This window comes from Belnapia sp. F-4-1 (assembly GCF_000802185.1).
GTDB lineage: Bacteria > Pseudomonadota > Alphaproteobacteria > Acetobacterales > Acetobacteraceae > Belnapia.
On sequence record NZ_KN676113.1, the window covers coordinates 712,232 to 728,356 of the forward strand.

14 protein-coding genes are annotated in these 16,125 nt (G+C 70.8%); 7 read left to right on the forward strand and 7 right to left on the reverse strand.

Annotated features, from left to right (window positions below):
• Positions 1-10: 10 nt before the first annotated feature.
• On the forward strand, positions 11-916 hold the full coding sequence (locus tag LH62_RS31430; RefSeq protein ID WP_201445417.1) for a hypothetical protein: 906 nt from the start codon (positions 11-13) through the stop codon (positions 914-916).
• Between the two features lie 279 nt (positions 917-1,195).
• Here the strand turns inward: LH62_RS31430 and LH62_RS03625 are convergent, their stop codons facing one another.
• Positions 1,196-2,329 (reverse strand): bifunctional 2-methylcitrate synthase/citrate synthase, encoded by a 1,134-nt coding sequence (locus LH62_RS03625; protein ID WP_043359317.1) that lies wholly within the window; start codon positions 2,327-2,329, stop codon positions 1,196-1,198.
• A 231-nt stretch (positions 2,330-2,560) separates the two neighbouring features.
• Positions 2,561-4,099, reverse strand: coding sequence for an MmgE/PrpD family protein (locus LH62_RS03630; RefSeq protein ID WP_043359319.1), 1,539 nt, complete (start codon positions 4,097-4,099; stop codon positions 2,561-2,563).
• 192 nt (positions 4,100-4,291) lie between these two features.
• On the opposite strand from LH62_RS03630, the gene LH62_RS03635 reads away from it, so the two are divergent.
• Positions 4,292-5,203: a LysR family transcriptional regulator gene (locus LH62_RS03635; RefSeq protein WP_052213670.1), complete on the forward strand. Its 912-nt coding sequence runs from the start codon at positions 4,292-4,294 to the stop codon at positions 5,201-5,203.
• Positions 5,204-5,236: 33 nt separating this feature from the next.
• Positions 5,237-6,625 (forward strand): dihydroorotase family protein, encoded by a 1,389-nt coding sequence (locus LH62_RS03640; RefSeq protein ID WP_043359321.1) that lies wholly within the window; start codon positions 5,237-5,239, stop codon positions 6,623-6,625.
• 222 nt (positions 6,626-6,847) lie between these two features.
• Here LH62_RS03640 and LH62_RS03645 read toward each other — a convergent pair whose 3' ends face one another.
• Entirely contained in the window at positions 6,848-7,837 is a 990-nt protein-coding gene (locus tag LH62_RS03645; RefSeq protein ID WP_043359323.1) for a tripartite tricarboxylate transporter substrate binding protein, read from the reverse strand.
• Between the two features lie 137 nt (positions 7,838-7,974).
• Here LH62_RS03645 and LH62_RS03650 point away from each other — a divergent pair, with 137 nt between their 5' ends.
• Positions 7,975-9,204: an ABC transporter substrate-binding protein gene (locus LH62_RS03650; RefSeq protein WP_043359324.1), complete on the forward strand. Its 1,230-nt coding sequence runs from the start codon at positions 7,975-7,977 to the stop codon at positions 9,202-9,204.
• Positions 9,205-9,335: 131 nt separating this feature from the next.
• Here LH62_RS03650 and LH62_RS03655 read toward each other — a convergent pair whose 3' ends face one another.
• Positions 9,336-9,899, reverse strand: coding sequence for a hypothetical protein (locus tag LH62_RS03655; protein WP_144404364.1), 564 nt, complete (start codon positions 9,897-9,899; stop codon positions 9,336-9,338).
• A 192-nt stretch (positions 9,900-10,091) separates the two neighbouring features.
• On the opposite strand from LH62_RS03655, the gene LH62_RS03660 reads away from it, so the two are divergent.
• From LH62_RS03660 to LH62_RS03670, 3 genes are all read left to right on the forward strand, one after another.
• Positions 10,092-11,054 carry an N-carbamoyl-D-amino-acid hydrolase gene (locus LH62_RS03660; RefSeq protein WP_043359326.1) on the forward strand — a complete coding sequence of 321 codons (963 nt, stop codon included), beginning with the start codon at positions 10,092-10,094 and terminating at the stop codon, positions 11,052-11,054.
• A 77-nt stretch (positions 11,055-11,131) separates the two neighbouring features.
• Positions 11,132-11,539 (forward strand): hypothetical protein, encoded by a 408-nt coding sequence (locus LH62_RS03665; RefSeq protein ID WP_043359328.1) that lies wholly within the window; start codon positions 11,132-11,134, stop codon positions 11,537-11,539.
• A 54-nt stretch (positions 11,540-11,593) separates the two neighbouring features.
• On the forward strand, positions 11,594-11,902 hold the full coding sequence (locus LH62_RS03670; RefSeq protein WP_043359329.1) for a hypothetical protein: 309 nt from the start codon (positions 11,594-11,596) through the stop codon (positions 11,900-11,902).
• 45 nt (positions 11,903-11,947) lie between these two features.
• Here the strand turns inward: LH62_RS03670 and LH62_RS03675 are convergent, their stop codons facing one another.
• From LH62_RS03675 to LH62_RS03685, 3 genes are all read right to left on the reverse strand, one after another.
• Positions 11,948-12,352, reverse strand: a complete 405-nt coding sequence (locus tag LH62_RS03675; protein WP_052213671.1) for a cupin domain-containing protein — start codon at positions 12,350-12,352, stop codon at positions 11,948-11,950.
• Positions 12,353-12,426: 74 nt separating this feature from the next.
• On the reverse strand, positions 12,427-13,911 hold the full coding sequence (locus LH62_RS03680; protein WP_043359331.1) for a Ppx/GppA family phosphatase: 1,485 nt from the start codon (positions 13,909-13,911) through the stop codon (positions 12,427-12,429).
• 5 nt (positions 13,912-13,916) lie between these two features.
• On the reverse strand, positions 13,917-16,118 hold the full coding sequence (locus LH62_RS03685) for an RNA degradosome polyphosphate kinase (protein ID WP_052213672.1): 2,202 nt from the start codon (positions 16,116-16,118) through the stop codon (positions 13,917-13,919).
• Positions 16,119-16,125: the final 7 nt, after the last annotated feature.

Below are 16,125 nucleotides of genomic sequence, written 5' to 3' on the forward strand. Positions count from 1 at the left end.
GCGGAGCGCGGTGGCTCGCGGGCGTAGAACGGTAGCGGCGTATCAGGTCGCCGGCGTCTCGGCCTCGGCGGCCATCGGCGCGGCGGCCGGCGTGGCCGGGGTGGCGGAGTTCATCGCCGCGGCCTTCTTCGCGGCGCGAGTGGCGGCTCCCTTTTTCGCCGCTTCAGAGCGGGCGGAGCTCACCGGAGCGGCCTTCCTCGCGGCAGGCTTCGCCACGGCCTTGCGAGCGGTGGGCTTCTTCGCCGCGGCGGTGGCGCGCTTCGGCGCGGCCTTGCGCGCGGCAGGCTTCGCCGCGGCCTTGCGGGCGGCGGGCTTCCTCGCTGCGGCGGTGGCGCGCTTCGGCGCGGCCTTGCGCGCGGCAGGCTTCGCCACGGCCTTGCGGGCGGCGGGCTTCTTCGCCGCGGCGGTAGCGCGCTTCGGCGCGGCGTTGCGCGCGGCAGGCTTCGCCGCAGCCTTGCGGGCGGCGGGCTTCTTCGCCGCGGCGGTGCGCTTCGGTGCGGCGGTGGCGCGCTTCGGTGCGGCCTTCTTCGCGGCCGGCTTCTTCGCGGCGGCGGCCTTCTTCGGCGCGGCCTTGCGCGCGACCGGCTTCTTCGTCGCGGCGGCGGCGCGGCTGCGCGCAGTCACCGGCTTCTTCGCGGTGCGGCGGCTGGTGGCGACGGCCATCGGCTGCGCGCGATCGGCGGCGGGGGTCTCGGAGGAATCGGTCACGGTGGGCATCTCCTTGCGCATTCCGGTGTTGGTCGGGCGGCAGCGCGACGGCGCGTCTCCCGGGTGGTGGCAGCGGGCATCGCAATCCAGGCCAAGTCGGCAGCATGCGATGGCGGGCGATCGGCGGCGTGGTGCCGCATCGTGCCGACGCCTTCCGCATATCCGGCATCGGGCGTTAAGACTCTGCCCTGCTCCGGCGCGACGATGACGACGTACCGTGCCGCATCCTCGCCTTGCCTGCGGTCCATGGACCGTCCTTCCCTGCTGCGGCACGCTGTCGCCGGATGGCTCCGCGAGGTGCAGCGGTGCAGGCACCGCCGAACGAATCGCATGCAACATCGTGCGCGCGAATCACGCTATCTGCACACGCAACCATCATGTCAACAGAAACCGCAATTCGCGCAGCGCTTTTATGCGCGATGCGGAATTGAAAGCGGCCGCCGGATCGCTCCGGCGGCCGCTCCACGATGCGCGATGTTGCTGCTGCTCAGCGCTGATCCATCGGCGGCACCGGGCGCTGCTCCGGCCCGGTGTAGTGGGAGAGCGGGCGGATCAAGCGGTTGTCGGCGGCCTGCTCGATGACATGCGCCGCCCAGCCGGTGATGCGCGAGGCGACGAAGATCGGCGTGAAGAGCGGGATGTCGAAGCCCATCAGGTAGTAGGCGGGGCCGGCCGGGAAATCGAGGTTGGGGTGAATGTTCTTCTCCTTGAGCATCTTCGCCGCCAGCACGCGGGAGGTCTCCATCCAGCGCCGGTCGCCCACCACCTCGGCCATCCGCTCGGCGTACTTGGTCATCGTCGGCACGCGGCTGTCGCCCGACTTGTAGACGCGGTGGCCGAAGCCCATCACCAGCGCCTTGTGGTCGAAGCGGGTGGAGAGCCACTCCTCCGCCTGCTCCGGCCCGCCGACCTCCTTCAGCATGTGCATCACGGCCTCGTTGGCGCCGCCATGCAGCGGGCCCTTCAGCGCCGCGATGCCGGCGGTGATGGCGCCGTGGATGTCGGCCCCGGTCGAGGTCACCAGCCGCGCCGTGTAGGTCGAGGCGTTGAAGGTGTGCTCGGCGTAGAGGATCAGTGAGACGTCGAAGGCCTTCAGCACCTCGGGCTGCGGCACCTTCCCGAAGACGAGGTTGAAGAAGTTCTCGCCGAAGCTGTGGCTCGGATCCGGCGCCACCGGGTCGAGGCCCTTCGAGGCGCGGTGCGCGGCGGCGATGGCGGTCGGGATCTTCGCCAGCAGGCGGACGGCCTTGCGGCGCGTCGCCGCCTCGCTGACATCGGCGCTCTCCGGGTCCTCCATCCCCATGAAGGAGACGGCGGTGCGGATGGCGTCCATGGGGTGGGCGCCGTGGGGGAAGTCCTTGATGACGCGGTGCAGCGCCGGGCTGATCTCGCGCTCCGCCGCCTCGGCGGCCTTGAACTCGGCGAGCTGGTCGCGGTTCGGCAGCTCGCCGTTCCAGAGCAGGTAGGCGACCTCCTCGAAGCTGCAATTCTCGCAGAGATCCTGCACGGCATAGCCGCGATAGGTGAGGCTGTTGGTCTCCGGCATCACCTTGGAGACGGTGGACACGTCGGCATAGACGCCGACCAGGCCCTTCTTGATCTCGGGGGTGGCTTCGCTCATGCGGACTCTCCTTTGCGTGTGATGAGTGGCGGCGGGGACCGGGCGGGGATCGCGTCCGCTCCCCTTCCGCATTGGCCGTGGCGTCGCGGCAGGCGGGGCGAAGGCCGGCCGGCGCGGCGGCCTTCGCTGTCTCCCGGCAAGGTGGTGACGCCCCCTCCGCGATGCGGGGAGGGCGTCACGGAGAGGGGCGGCCCATCCCCCGGCCGGACGGGGGCGGCGCCGCGGGCAGCCTCAGAAGATGCCCGGCTTCCCTTCGGCCAGCGCGCCCTTCGGCAGGGCGACGTTCAGCACCTCGAGCTCGCCGGCGGGGATGCGGGCCAGGTCCTGCACGTCGGCGAGGAACCGGTCGCTCTCCTTCGCCGAGATGATGCCGTCGGTCAGGATCTGGAACTTGTTGATGTAGTCGGCCCGGCCGAAGGGCTTCGCCCCGAGCGGATGGGCGTTGGCGACGGCCAGCTCGTCGCTGAGGACCGAGCCGTCCTTCATGGTGATCTCGACGCGGCCGCCGAAGGACAGCTCGTTCGGGTCGCGCGAGTGGTAGCGGCGGGTCCACTCCGCCTCCTCCCGCGTCTCGATCTTGTGCCAGAGGCGGACGGTGTCGGCGCGGCCGGCCCGCTTCGGGGCGTAGCTGTCGACATGGTGCCAGCGCCCGTCCTGCAGGGCGACGGCGAAGATGTACATGATGGAGTGGTCGAGCGTCTCGCGGCTCGCCTTCGGGTCCATCTTCTGCGGGTCGTTGGCGCCGGTGCCGATGACGTAGTGGGTGTGGTGGGAGGTGTGGATCAGGATCCGCTCGATCGCGTCGAAGTCCGTGATCTTCTCCCGCATACGGAAGGCGAGGTCGATCAGCGCCTGGGACTGGTACTCGGCCGAGTGCTCCTTGGTGTAGCTGTCGAGGATGGCGCGCTTCGGCTCGCCGGCGCCGGGCAGCGGCACCTCGTAGTAGACCGGCTGGTAGGCGGCCTCGCGGCCCTCCTTGTCGGCCATGGTGCGGCCGGAGAGGACCCAGCCGATGACGCTGTCCTCGCCCTCGTAGATCGGGCTCGGCGCGCCCTCGCCGCGCATGGCGCGGTCCACGGCCTCGACGGCCAGCTTGCCGGCATGGGCCGGTGCGAAGGCCTTCCAGGAGCTGATCTCGCCCTTGCGGCTCTGGCGGAAGGAGATCGAGACGTGCAGCGCCTGCTGCACCGCTTGGTAGATCGTCTCCTGCGGCAGCTTCAGCAGGGTGCCGATGCCCGCCGCCGCCGAGGGGCAGAGATGGGCGATGTGGTCCACCTTGTGCTCGTGCAGGCAGATCGCCTTCACCAGGTCGATCTGGATCTCGTAGCCGGTGGCGAGGCCGCGGAGCAGGTCGCGGCCCGACTTCTCCATGGTCTGGGCGACGGCGAGGATGGGGGGGATGTTGTCGCCGGGGTGGGAGTAGTCGGCGGCGAGGAAGGTGTCGTGCATGTCGAGCTCGCGCACCGCGGTGCCGTTCGCCCAGGCCGCCCATTCGGGGGAGAAGCGCTTCGCCCCCGCCACGCCGAAGATGGTCGCCCCGCCCTTCCGCGGATGGCCGAGCGCCATGGTGCGGGCGGAGGTGACGGGGCGGCGGTTGATGGCGGCGATGGCGACGGAGGCGTTGTCGATGATCCGGTTGATGATCATCCCGGCCACGTCCTTCTCGACCGCGACCTTGTCGGCGGCGACGCCGGCGATTTTCCAGGCGAGCTGGTCCTCGCGCTTCAGCAGCGACTTGGACGGATAGAGCTTCACTTCGTGTTTCTGCATCGGTGGCCTTCCCCCGGCGGGTGGTGAGGGATGCTTTGTCCCCCCGTCGGCCATCTTCGTCCATTCCGATTGAGCGGCAAGGGCGATAGGATTTTCGTATCATGGTGGATGGGGCGGCCGATTCAGACCTCCGCGCCGTTCGACGCATGCGTCGAACCGCTTCGGCCATCGGACGCCTGGGGACCGGGTTGAATGGATTTCCGTATCCTGCGGCGCATGGGGCATTTCCTCGCGGTCGCCGAGGAGGGGCATTTCGGCCGGGCGGCGGCGCGGCTCGGCGTCTCGCAGCCGCCGCTGACGGCGCAGATCCAGGCGCTGGAGGCGGAGCTCGGCGTGCGGCTGCTGGAGCGGACGCGGAAGGGCGCGCGGCCGACGCGGGAGGGCGAGGCGCTGCTGCCGATCCTCCGGCGGCTGGCCGAGGAGGCGAAGCAGGTGGAGAGCCTGGCGCGGGAGCTGCGCGCGGGGCGGCACGCACCGATGGCGATGGCCTGCGTCACCTCGGCGCTCTTCGACTACCTGCCGCCGCTGGTGCGCGGGCTGCGGGCGGCGGCGCCTGACAGCGCGCTGGCGGTGCGGGAGATGGACACGGCCGATGCCGTCGAGGCGCTGCGGCGGGGCGAGGTGGATTTCGCCCTCGCCCGGCTCGACCGTGACCGGCCGCCGCTACGGGTGATGCCGCTCGGCTCGGACGCGCTGGTGGCGGCGCTGCCGGAGGGGCATGCGCTGCTGGCCGAGGCTGGGCCGCTGCCGCTGGCGGCGCTCGCCGGGGAGGCGCTGGTGCTGCTGCCGCGCTCGATCAGCCCGGCCTATTTCGACCGGCAGGTCAGCGCCTGCCGCGAGGCAGGGTTCGAGCCCGTCGCCATGCGCGAGGTGGGGAGTGCGATGGCGCAGCTCGCCTTCGTCGCGGCGGGGCTGGGCGTGGCGCTGGTGAGCTCGGGGATGGCGGTGCTGCAACCGCCGGGGGTCGCCTTCCGCGCACTGGCGGGGCCGGTAGGGTCGGTCGGTGTGGCGCTGGTCTGGAACGGCGAGCGGGAGACGGAGGCGGCGCGGGCGGCCATCGCGGTGGCGCGGGGGGCCTTTCCGGCGGCGGGGGATGCGGCCTAGCTTCCCCCTTCAACGACTCCAGGACGGCGCAGCATGGACCAGAGCCCCTTCGACCGCGTGATCCTCGGCGACATCGTGCTGCCCGATGCGGTGCTGCCGGGGGGCTATGTCGGCATCCGCGGCGAGACGATCGCCGCCATCGGCCAGGGGGCGCCGCCGCCGGCGGGGGCCGTCGCCGACTACCGGGGCAAGCTGGTGCTGCCGGGTCTGGTCGATGGGCATATGCATACCAGCAGCAGCACGGGCTGGCCGGGGATCGAGGGCGCGTCGATGTCGGCGGCGGCCGGCGGCGTCACCACCTGCGTCGACATGCCCTATGACGTGCCGCAGCCGGTGACGGATGCCGGGGTGCTGCGCGCCAAGGTCGGCGTGGTCGAGGGGTCGAGCCATGTGGACATGGCGCTCTACGGCACCATCGCCAAGACCGGCGGCGTCGGCGCCATCGAGGGGCTGGCCGCGGGCGGCGTCTGCTCCTTCAAGCTTTCCACCTATGAGTATGACGCGGTGCGGTTTCCGCGCATCGACCACCCGACGATGCTCGCGGCCTTCCATGAGATCGCGAAGACCGGGCTGATGTGCGCCATCCACAACGAGGACCAGGAGCTCGTGCAGCGCCTGACCGAGGAGGCGAAGGCGGCCGGGCGGACGGACCCGATCATGCATGCCCGCACCCGTCCGCCGCTGGCCGAAAGCATGGCGGATCTCGAGATCTTCGAGATGGCGCTGGAGACGGGGTGCCATGTGCATATCGCCCACTCCTCCCTCGCGCGCGGCTTCGAGCTGGCGGAGCTGTTCCGCCGCCAGGGGGCGAAGGCGAGCGGCGAGGCCTGCATCCAGTATCTCTGCATGACGGAGGAGGACCTCGTCCGGCTCGAGGGCTTCGGCAAGTGCAACCCGCCCTTCCGCTCGGCTGCCGAGGTGGAGCGGGTCTGGGGTGCCGTCGCCGCCGGGCAGGTCGCCTATGTCTCGACCGACCATGCGCCCTGGCCGCGCGAGCGGAAGGTCTACAAGGGCGACATCTTCGCGCCCGGCGCCGGGCTGACGGGGATGCAGAGCTTCGCGCCGCTGATGTTCTCCCTGCTCGAGGAGCGCGGCCTGCCGGTGACGCTGATGGCGAGCCTCTGCGCCGAGCGGCCGGCGCGCTTCCATGGTCTCGCGCCGAAGAAGGGGGCGATCCGCATCGGCGCCGATGCCGATCTGCTGGTGATGGAGCGGGGCGACTTCACCTTCGACGAGGCGACGATCCAGGACCGGCCGGATGCGCGCTGGTCGCCCTATCACGGGCGGCCGATGCGGGCGCGGGTCGCGGCCACCTGGCTGCGCGGCAGCCTCATCTGGGATGGCGAGACGGTGCTGGCGCGGCCGGGCCAGGGGCGCTTCGTGAAGCGGCAGCACCGGGAGACGTATCTGGGGGAGGGCTGAGCGCCACCTCGCGGTCAAGGCGGCGCAGGGCGAGGGCCAGCGCCGCCTTGGTCCTCGGCAGGCCGAGCGCGTCGGCCGCCAGGATCAGCAGGCCAAGGGATTCGGCCATCTGCTGATGAGCATATGCCACCTTGCGCCGTTCGTCCTTGTCCTCGGGCATCGCTCCCCTCGCCTCCCGGCGGCGTTACGGCCGGGGAAGGCAGGTGGATGCAGCCGGGCTGGCTATTCGACGCGGATATCGGCGCGGCGGATCACCGGCTCCCAACGGACGCCCTCCTCCTCGATGATGCGGGCGAGGGTGCCGCCATCGGCCCAGGCGGATTCGATGCCGCGGGCGGCCATGGCCGCCTTGCCTTCGGGCGTGTCGACGGCCATGCGGACGGCCTCGGCGATACGGGCGAGGATGGCGGGCGGGATGCCGGCCGGGGCGAGGACGGCGCCCCAATTGTCGACCGCATAGCCGGGCAGATTGGCTGCCTCCGCGACGGTCGGCACGCCCGGCATCAGCGGGCTGTCCTGGGCGGCGAGGTTGCCCAAAGCGCGGAGCTGGCCGCCCTTCACCAGCTGCTCCACGGCGGACCAGGGGGCGGAGACCAGCTCCACCTCGCCGGCGACGCAGGCCGTCACGGCCGGGCCGGTGCCGCGGTAATGGACATGCGTCAGCTTGCCGCCGGACATGCTGTCCATCAGCTCGGCCGAGACATGGGTGATGGTGCCGAGGCCGGGCGTGCCGTGGTTCAGCAAGCCGGGGCTCGTGCGGGTGATGGCGACGACTTCCGCCAGGTCGCGCGCCTTCAGCTTCGGCCCGCCGGCGATGACGGTCGGCGCCAGCGCCACGCGGGCGACCGGTGCCAGGTCGCGCTTCAGGTCGAAGGGCATGCTGCGGAAGATGAACTGGTTCACCACGATGGTGTTGAACACCGTGACCAGCGTGTAGCCATCGGGCGGGGCCTTGGCGACGGCATCGGTGCCGATATTGCCGCCGGCGCCGGAGCGGTTCTCCAGCACCACGGGCTGGCCGATGACGTCGCCGATACGCTGGGCCAGCAGCCGGCCGAGGATGTCGCTGCCGCCGCCGGGCGGAAAGGGAATCACCATCCGCAGCGGGCGGTTGGGGAAGTCGCCGCCGGACTGCGCAAGGCCAGGGGTGGCCAGGGACGCGGCGAGCGGGGTGGCGGCGAGGGCGAGCGCGGCACGGCGGGTGAAGGGCATGGTTTTCCTCCTTGGCCGGGTGACATGCCGCATGCGGCAGCCCCTGTCATCGGGGCTTATGCACTGGCAGGCGGAAAGCGGAACGGTGTAGCCTCCGGCGCAGGCGGCGCCATAAGCCGCCAGGGAGGACAGCGACAATGACCATGTCTCGACGCGCCCTGCTGGGCGCGGGCGCCGCGCTTTCGGGCGGCCTGCCTTGGCGCAGCGCCCGCGCGCAGGCGGCCAACACCATCCGCATCGCGCTGCTTTGCGACTTCTCGGGCACCTATCGCGACGTGACCGGGCCGACGGAACTGGCCTGCATCCGCCAGGCCGCCGCCGAATTCGGCAATCGCGGCTTCAACATCGAGGTGGTCTTCGCCGACAACCAGAACCGCGCCGATGTCGGCTCCAACGTCACCCGGCAGTGGTTCGACCGGGACGGCGTCGATGTCGTGGTGGATGGCGGCGCCTCCTCCGTCGCGCTCGCGGTCAACGAGGTGGTGCGGGAGAAGAACAAGGTCTTCCTCAACACCTCCTCCGCCACCTCGGACCTCACCGGGTCGAAATGCACGCCGAACACCGTCCATTGGACCTACGACACCTGGATGCTGGCGAAGTCGACCGGCGGCGCCACGGTGCGGGCGGGCGGGGACAGCTGGTACTTCATCACCGCCGACTACGCCTTCGGCCACGCGCTGGAGCGGGATACCGGCACCTTCATCAAGGCCGCCGGGGGCAGCATCATCGGCTCGGCCCGCACCCCCTTCCCCGGCACCTCGGATTTCAGCTCCTTCCTGGTGCAGGCGATGGCGGCGAAGCCGAAGGTGATCGGCCTGGCCAATGCCGGCTCCGACACCATCAACTGCATCAAGCAGGCCTCCGAATTCGGCCTGGCGCGGCGCGGCATCAAGCTCGCCTCGCTGCTGATGTTCCTCCCCGACGTGCATGCGCTCGGCCTCGGCACGGCGCAGGGGCTGATCTGCACCGAGACCTTCTACTGGGACCTGAACGACCGGACCCGGGCCTTCTCGGCGCGCGTGCGGCCGAATATTGGCACCAATGCGCTCTGCATGAACCATGCGGGCGGCTATGCGGCGGTGCTGCATTACCTGAAGGCGGTGGCGGATATGGGCGTGCCGGCCGCCAAGGCGAATGGCGCCGAGGTCGTGGCGCGGATGAAGGCGATGCCCTGCGACGACGACTGCTTCGGCCCCGGGACCATTCGCGCCGATGGCCGCAAGCTGCACCCCGCCTATCTCTTCGAGGTCAAGAAGCCGGAGGAGAGCCGCGGGCCCTTTGACTACTACAAGCTGCTGCAGACGACGGCGGGCGACGCAGCCTTCCGGCCGATCGGCGAGGGCGGCTGCCCGCTGGTCAGGGCCTGACGGGGCGCTGCCGCAGCGGACTGTTGTGGAAGGTCGTGGGCCTTGAGCTTCGGCACGGCGATCGAGCCTTGGCAGGTCGCTCCCGCCCTGCGCCGTGCCCGAAGCGCCGCGGCTTCGTCACCGGGACATGCTCAGCCGAAGGTCGCGGCGACGCTGCCGAGGGCGGCGTAGGCGCCGGCCGGGTAGCCCGCCAGCGGCCAGTTTTTCACATAGGCGAAGCTCGGCGTCTTGCCCCGCTGATCGCCATAGTGGTTGTTGCTGTAGATCAGGCGGGAGAAGTAGCCGCCATCCGAGCTGTAGATGATCTGGCCGGAGGCCGACTGCCCACCCGGCCAGTTCTTGAGGATGGTGATGAGGCGGCGCGGCCCGTTCGGGTCGTTCGGCGAGCCACGGTTGTAAAGGTCGAAGGTGACGCACCAGAAGTGCATGGGCGCCGACTGGAGTTGGGTGAAGCCCTTGTTGATCAGGAAGCCGCGCTTCAGGGCATGGACCGATCGCCGGAAATCGGAGCGCGGCAGCGAGAGCGAGCGGTAGAGGTCGCCATAGCTGTCGTTGATGGTGTGGATGGCCTGGGCGTACTTCTCCTCGTCCTGCTTCGCCATGAACTGGCCGTTGCGGTCATTGGCATGGACGTTCCGGCGGTTGAAGAGCGTCCAGAAATCGACCTCTTCCGGCAAGCTCAACGGATTGGCCACGATCCTGCTCCGTGCGATATCCGGGGGCACTTCAATCCTGATTAGCCAAGTCCGGCCGCCCCGGGCCAGCCGGCTCCGGCAGCGGCTTGTTGGTGCTACCCTGTGTCGTCACACTCGACGCGCCCGCGGAGCCGGCCGATGACGGGCCGGGCGGCGTGGGTGGCGACACCTTTTGACCACGGAGCCTTGCCCATGTCCCGACGCCTCGTCCTCGCCGCCGCCCAGCTCGGGCCCATCCAGAAGAGCGAGGGGCGCGATGTCGCGGTCGGGCGCATGGTGCGGCTGCTGGAGACCGCGCACCGGCGCGGGGCGGAGGTGGTGGTCTTCCCCGAGCTGGCGCTCACCACCTTCTTTCCGCGCTGGTACCACGAAGACCTGGCGGAGGCGGACCACTGGTATGAGACCGCCCTGCCCTCCAACGCCACCGCCCCGCTCTTCGAGGCGGCACGGAAGTTCAACATCGGCTTTCATCTCGGCTATGCCGAGCGGACGCCGGAGGGGCGGCGCTTCAACACCGCCGTCTATGTCCACCCCTCGGGCGAGGTGGTGCTGAAATACCGCAAGGTCCACCTGCCGGGGCATGCCGAGTACGACCCGACACGGACCGTGCAGCACCTGGAGAAGCGCTACTTCGAGGTGGGCGATCTCGGCTTCCCGGTGGTGCGGGCGCCGGTCGGCGAGGCGCAGGTCAATATCGGCATGATGATCTGCAACGACCGCCGCTGGCCGGAGGCTTGGCGGGTGCTCGGGCTGCAGCAGGTCGAGCTGGTGATGCTCGGCTACAACACGCCGAGCCTCAACATGGAAAACCGCGGCTTCGAGGCGCATCACCTGCGCGTCTTCCACAGCCACCTCTCGATCCAGGCGGGGTGCTACCAGAATGCCTGCTTCGCGGCCGGCGTCGCCAAGGCGGGGGACGAGGACGGGCACGAGCTGTTCGGCCATTCCATCATCGTCAACCCGCAGGGCGAGATCATGGCCCAGGCGACGAGCTGGGGCGACGAGCTGATCGTCGCCGATTGCGACCTCGGCATGTGCGAGCTGGGTCGGCGGACGATCTTCAATTTCGCCGCCCACCGGCGGGTCGAGGCCTATGGGCGGATCACCGGGCAGACGGGCAGCGCGGCGCCGGCGGAGTGGGTGCCGAAGGGCTAGAGGCTCCCGCCGCGGGCACATCCGTCCGGGCGTCCGCCGGGTTATTCATGTGTCGCCGACCGAAGGGAGACGATCGCTTGCGCCTTTGGATGATCCGGCTGCTGCTGGCCCTGTTGATGCCCGTCATGGCTGCGGCCCAGGCCCAGCTCGGCAAGCCGGATGCGCTGCCGCCAGCCATGGGAGGCTACGCGGCTCCCGCCGAGCCTGGCGGGAAACCGCCGCCGCTGCCGCGCGACGACACGGGCAGCGCCACGGCGCCGCGGGCGCCTGCCGCACCATCGGACAACGGCCAAGCGGCGCCGCGCTGTGCCCAGCCGCTCGCCAACAACTGCCTCGCACAGCAGAGCTCCTGCCAGGTCGCCTGCCCGCCCATGTGGAGCATGAACCCGGGCGCGCCGGCCTTCACGCCGACGGACCGGGCGGGCTGCATGAGGCAATGCCAGCAGCGCTACTTCTCCTGCATGCGGCTCTACGGGTGCATGTGACGCACGGCGGCAGATGGCCCGGAACCGCACCGAAGGCCAGGCGCTATCTGCGGCATGCCGCACGCAACCGCCCCCCGCTTCCTCCTCCTCGCCGCCGCGCTGATCGCCGGGCCGGCGCTCGCCCAGACGCCGGCTGAGCGGGCCTCGCGCCAGCTCAACCAGGAAACCCAGCGGGACCGCGCCGTCGATCAGGCCGAGGCGGCGCGCGAACCGCAGGCAGTGGTGCCTCCGGCGCAGGTGCTGCCGCTGGAGGCGGATCGCAACTCGCTGCGGCCGGATGTGGGGCGGCCCGAGGAGCAGGGACGGCTGAGCACGGGCAGTGCGGGCATGCAGCCAGGGCTGAACCAAAACACGCAGCGGTGAGGGCAGGCCGGCAGGAAGCCCTCCCCTCCCCATCGGTATCGCGGCCTAGTGGGCCGGGTCGAGGAAGGGCGCTCCCGGATCGGACACGTAGACGATGAGGACGCGCGCCGGTGTGTCGGCACGCCGGTTGTAGCCGGTCATGCGGACATGCGGCGGTTCCACCAGGGCACCGCCGGCGGAGACGGTGACGGGCTCGCGCCCTTCCATCTCCAGCGTGAAGGCGCCCTCCAGGACATAGACGGTCACCGGGAAGCGGTGGGTATGGAACACCGTCGCCTGGCCCGGGGCGATGGTGGCCGTGAGCACCTGAACCTCCTGCCGCTCGCCTCGGGGCATGCCCTCCACCACCTCGCGGAGAAGCAGGTTCGGCCGCGCCGAATCCTGCGCCACGGCGGCGCTGCCCATCACCGCCATCCCGACCATGGCGCCCAGGCCTGCGATCCGGCGCATCCCCGCTCCTCCCCCACTTCGACTGCGGAGGCAGTTGACGACGGAATCGCGCGGCATGGGGAGAAAAACTTCGCTCAGCCGTCGACTTCGACGACCGCTTCCAGGCCGAGCACGGCGCCGAGCTGCTCCACGCGGCGGAGGACGCTCTCGCCCGCGAAGACGCCGGTGCCCTCGGCGAGGCGAAGGACAAGGCGGTTGCTCTGGCGTTCGAGCCGGGTGCCGGCCAGCAGCGCGGGCGTGCCGCCGCAGAGCGTATAGGCAAGGCGCAGCGCGGCGCCGAGCGCCTCCGCCCGGCGGATGGTCGGCAGGTCGAGCAGCACGCGGGTCGGGCCGAGGAAGGGGGCGCTCGGCTCCGCCTCGTAGCGCAGCGCGGCGCAAAGGCCGAGGAAGGCGCGGGCATGGTGGTCGAGCCCCGCGCCATGCTGGCGGAGGATGCGGAGGAAGGCCTGCTCCGCGCGGTATTCCGGGTGGTCGTGGCTGCCGATGTCGGAAACCCAGCAGGCCGCCTCGCGCAGCGCCCGCACCGCCGGATCCTGGTCGGGGAAGATCGGATCGGCCCAGGCGATAAGCGCTGGCGGCAACCCCGGGTCGCGCCCCCAGGCGGCGGCGAGGTCGCGGGCGGCGGCCAGCATCGGGTCCTCCTGCCGCACCGCCTCGGGCAGCAGGCGGGCATACCAGCCCTCGCGCAGACCGTTGGCCGAGAAGACGACGCGGGAGGCGCCGGTCGCCCGCAGCAGGCGGCGCATCGTCACCGCGGCGAAGGGCATGTCGGCCAGACGCTTCTGCGGGGCGCCGGCCATCCGCTCCAGCACGCGGCGCGAGGCGGCCATGACAACGCCGGCGAGGTCGCGCGCCTCCTCGCGACGGAGGACATAGTGGTGGACGATGGCCAGCGGGTAGCCGGTCTGGGCGATGTGCATCCGCGCCAGGGCCCGCCAGGCGCCGCCGACGAGGTAGAGGTCGCGGCCGCCGCCCTCGGCGAGCCAGGACTGCTTCGCCAGCTCCTCCTCGGCAATGGCGCGGGCGCGGGCGACTTCGCCCCCGGCGCGCTCGGCGAGGCGGATGGCGCCGATGGGGAGCGAGGCGGCGCGGGCAACCCGGCCTTCGGTGAGGCGCACCACCTCGAGGCTGCCGCCGCCGAGGTCGCCGAGTACGCCGTCGGCGCCGGGGAAGCCGAGCAGCACGCCATCGGCCGAGAGGCGGCCCTCCTCCTCGCCGGTGAGGATGCGGATGCGTAAGCCCGGCATGCGCTCCTGCATGGCGGCGGTGAAGGCCTCGCCGTTGCTGGCGTCGCGCACGGCGGCCGTCGCCACCACCTCGAGCGGGTCGGCGTGCATGGCGCGCGCCACGGCGTGGTAGCGGGCGAGCACGGTGAGCGCGGGGCCGATCGCCTCCTCGTTCAGCCGCCCCGTCGCCTGGAGGCCACGCCCCAGGCCGAGCACGGCCTTCTCGTTGAAGATGGCCTGCGGGTTCCGGCCACGTCCCTCGAAAATGACGAGGCGAACGGAATTGGAGCCGAGATCGACGACGCCGCAGCGGCGCGCTTCGGAAATGGTCATGCCTGTCAGTCCTGGGCGATGCGGTCGGGGCGCGGCTTGCGCATCGCTGCACGGCCGCTGCGCTGCAACGCGCTGCCGCGGCCGGAGAGGGAGGGGTTGGTCATGAAATATTCATGGGCCGAGACCGGCTGCGGGCCGCACGGCAGGCGGCGCCAAGCGCCGTCGCTCGCCAGCTCCCAGCTCTGGGCGGTGTCCTTCAGGTTCACCACCATGATCTGGTCGAGGATCTGGGCATGCACGGTCGGGTTCTCGACCGGCACCATGGTCTCGACTCGCCAGTCCATGTTGCGCGCCATCCAGTCGGCCGAGGAGATGAAGACCCGTGCCCGCCGCGAGGGCAGCCGGTGGCCGTTGCCGAAGACATAGATGCGCGAATGCTCGAGGAAGCGGCCGACGATGGACTTCACCCGGATATTCTCGGAAAGGCCGGGGACGCCGGGGCGAAGGCAGCAGATGCCGCGCACCACGCAGTCGACCTTCACCCCTGCGCGCGAGGCGGCATAGAGCACGTCGATCAGTTGCTCGTCGACCAGGCTGTTCATCTTCAGCCAGATGCCGGCGGGCTTGCCCTCCTCGGCGAAGCGGCGCTCCTGCTCGATCAGGCCAAGCAGGGTCGGACGGATGGTGAGCGGGGCGAAGGCGAGGCCTTCCATCCGCTCCGGCCGGGCATAGCCCGTCATGTAATTGAAGAGCCGCGCGGCATCGCCGGTCAGCGCCGGGTCGGCGGTGAAGAAGGAAAGGTCGGTGTAGATGCGCGCGGTGATCGGGTGGTAGTTGCCGGTGCCGAAATGCGCATAGCTCCGCAGCGCGCCGGCCTCGCGGCGGACCACCAGCGACATCTTGGCATGGGTCTTCAGCTCGACGAAGCCGAAGACGACCTGGACGCCGGCCGCCTCCAGCTCGCGGGCGAGGGCGATGTTCCGCTCCTCGTCGAAGCGCGCCTTGATCTCGACGATGCCGGTGACGTTCTTGCCCGCCTCCGCCGCCTCGATCAGCGCGCGGGCGATCGGGCTGTCGCGGCTGGTGCGGTAGAGGGTCTGCTTGATGGCGACCACATTGGGGTCCCGCGCCGCCTGGCGGAGGAACTGCACCACCACGTCGAAGCTCTCGTAGGGGTGGTGGACGACGATGTCCTTGGCCTTGATCGCCGCGAAGCAGTCCCCGCCATAGTCGAGGATCCGCTCCGGGAAGCGCGGCGTGTAGGGGGTGAAGAGCAGGTCCGGCCGGTCATCCACGATGAGCTGGCGCAGGTCGTCAAGGCCGAGCAGCCCGTCCACCACGAAGACGCCGCTGCGCTCGGCATCCAACTCCTCGATGACGAAATCCACGATGTCGGACGGCGTCGCGGCGGTCACGCTGAGGCGGATGGCCCGGCCGCGGCGGCGGCGCTTCAGCGCCGTCTCGTAGGAGCGGACGAGGTCCTCCGCCTCCTCCTCGAATTCCACGTCGGTGTCGCGGATGAGGCGGAACAGGCCGTGCTCGGCCGGGATGAAGCCCGGGAAGACGCGGCGCAGGCTGAGCTCGATCAGGTCCTCGAGCAGCAGGAAGCGGATGGCGGTCTCGCCCTCGGCGCGCGGCAGGCGGATGAAGCGCTCGATCTGCGAGGGCAGCGGCAGCAGGGCGCGCATGGTGCCGCCATCCTCCTCGCGCACCAGCTTCAGCACCATGCAGGCGGCGAGGTTCTGGATGAAGGGAAAAGGGTGCGCCGGATCGACCGCGAGCGGCGTCAGCACCGGGAAGACCCGCTCCATGAACCAGCCGTCGAGCCAGGCGCGATCGGCCTCGCTCAGCTCATCGACGCGGCAAACGATGATGCCGGCCTCGCGGATCAGTCCACGCAGCGCGCGCCAGGCATCCTGCTGCGCCTCGATCAGCACCTGGGCGCGGTCATGGATGGCGGCGAGCTGCTGCGGGGGGGTGCGGCCGTCTGGCGAGCGGCTGGTGATGCCGGCGCGCTCCTGGCCGATCAGCCCGGCGACGCGGACGGAGTAGAACTCGTCGAGGTTGGCGGCCGAGATGGCGACGAAGCGCAGGCGCTCCAGCAGCGGGTGGTACTCGTTGCCGGCTTCCTCCAGCACGCGGGTGTTGAAGTCGAGCCAGGAGAGCTCCCGGTTGATGAAGCGCTCGGGCTCCTGCGGGCCGGGGACGGGCGCGGGCGCGGGTGCGGGCTCGGCAGCGGGCGGGGTGCGGGTCTCGGCGAGGCTCATGCTCCCA

Bases quoted from the DNA above. Each gene is read 5' to 3' on its own strand.
- LH62_RS03625 (WP_043359317.1), bottom strand. From the start codon at position 2,329: ATGAGCGAAGCCACCCCCGAGATCAAGAAGGGCCTGGTCGGCGTCTAT.
- LH62_RS03630 (WP_043359319.1), bottom strand. From the start codon at position 4,099: ATGCAGAAACACGAAGTGAAGCTCTATCCGTCCAAGTCGCTGCTGAAG.
- LH62_RS03635 (WP_052213670.1), top strand. From the start codon at position 4,292: ATGGATTTCCGTATCCTGCGGCGCATGGGGCATTTCCTCGCGGTCGCC.
- LH62_RS03640 (WP_043359321.1), top strand. From the start codon at position 5,237: ATGGACCAGAGCCCCTTCGACCGCGTGATCCTCGGCGACATCGTGCTG.
- LH62_RS03645 (WP_043359323.1), bottom strand. From the start codon at position 7,837: ATGCCCTTCACCCGCCGTGCCGCGCTCGCCCTCGCCGCCACCCCGCTC.
- LH62_RS03650 (WP_043359324.1), top strand. From the start codon at position 7,975: ATGACCATGTCTCGACGCGCCCTGCTGGGCGCGGGCGCCGCGCTTTCG.
- LH62_RS03660 (WP_043359326.1), top strand. From the start codon at position 10,092: ATGTCCCGACGCCTCGTCCTCGCCGCCGCCCAGCTCGGGCCCATCCAG.
- LH62_RS03670 (WP_043359329.1), top strand. From the start codon at position 11,594: ATGCCGCACGCAACCGCCCCCCGCTTCCTCCTCCTCGCCGCCGCGCTG.
- LH62_RS03675 (WP_052213671.1), bottom strand. From the start codon at position 12,352: ATGCGCCGGATCGCAGGCCTGGGCGCCATGGTCGGGATGGCGGTGATG.
- LH62_RS03680 (WP_043359331.1), bottom strand. From the start codon at position 13,911: ATGACCATTTCCGAAGCGCGCCGCTGCGGCGTCGTCGATCTCGGCTCC.
- LH62_RS03685 (WP_052213672.1), bottom strand. From the start codon at position 16,118: ATGAGCCTCGCCGAGACCCGCACCCCGCCCGCTGCCGAGCCCGCACCC.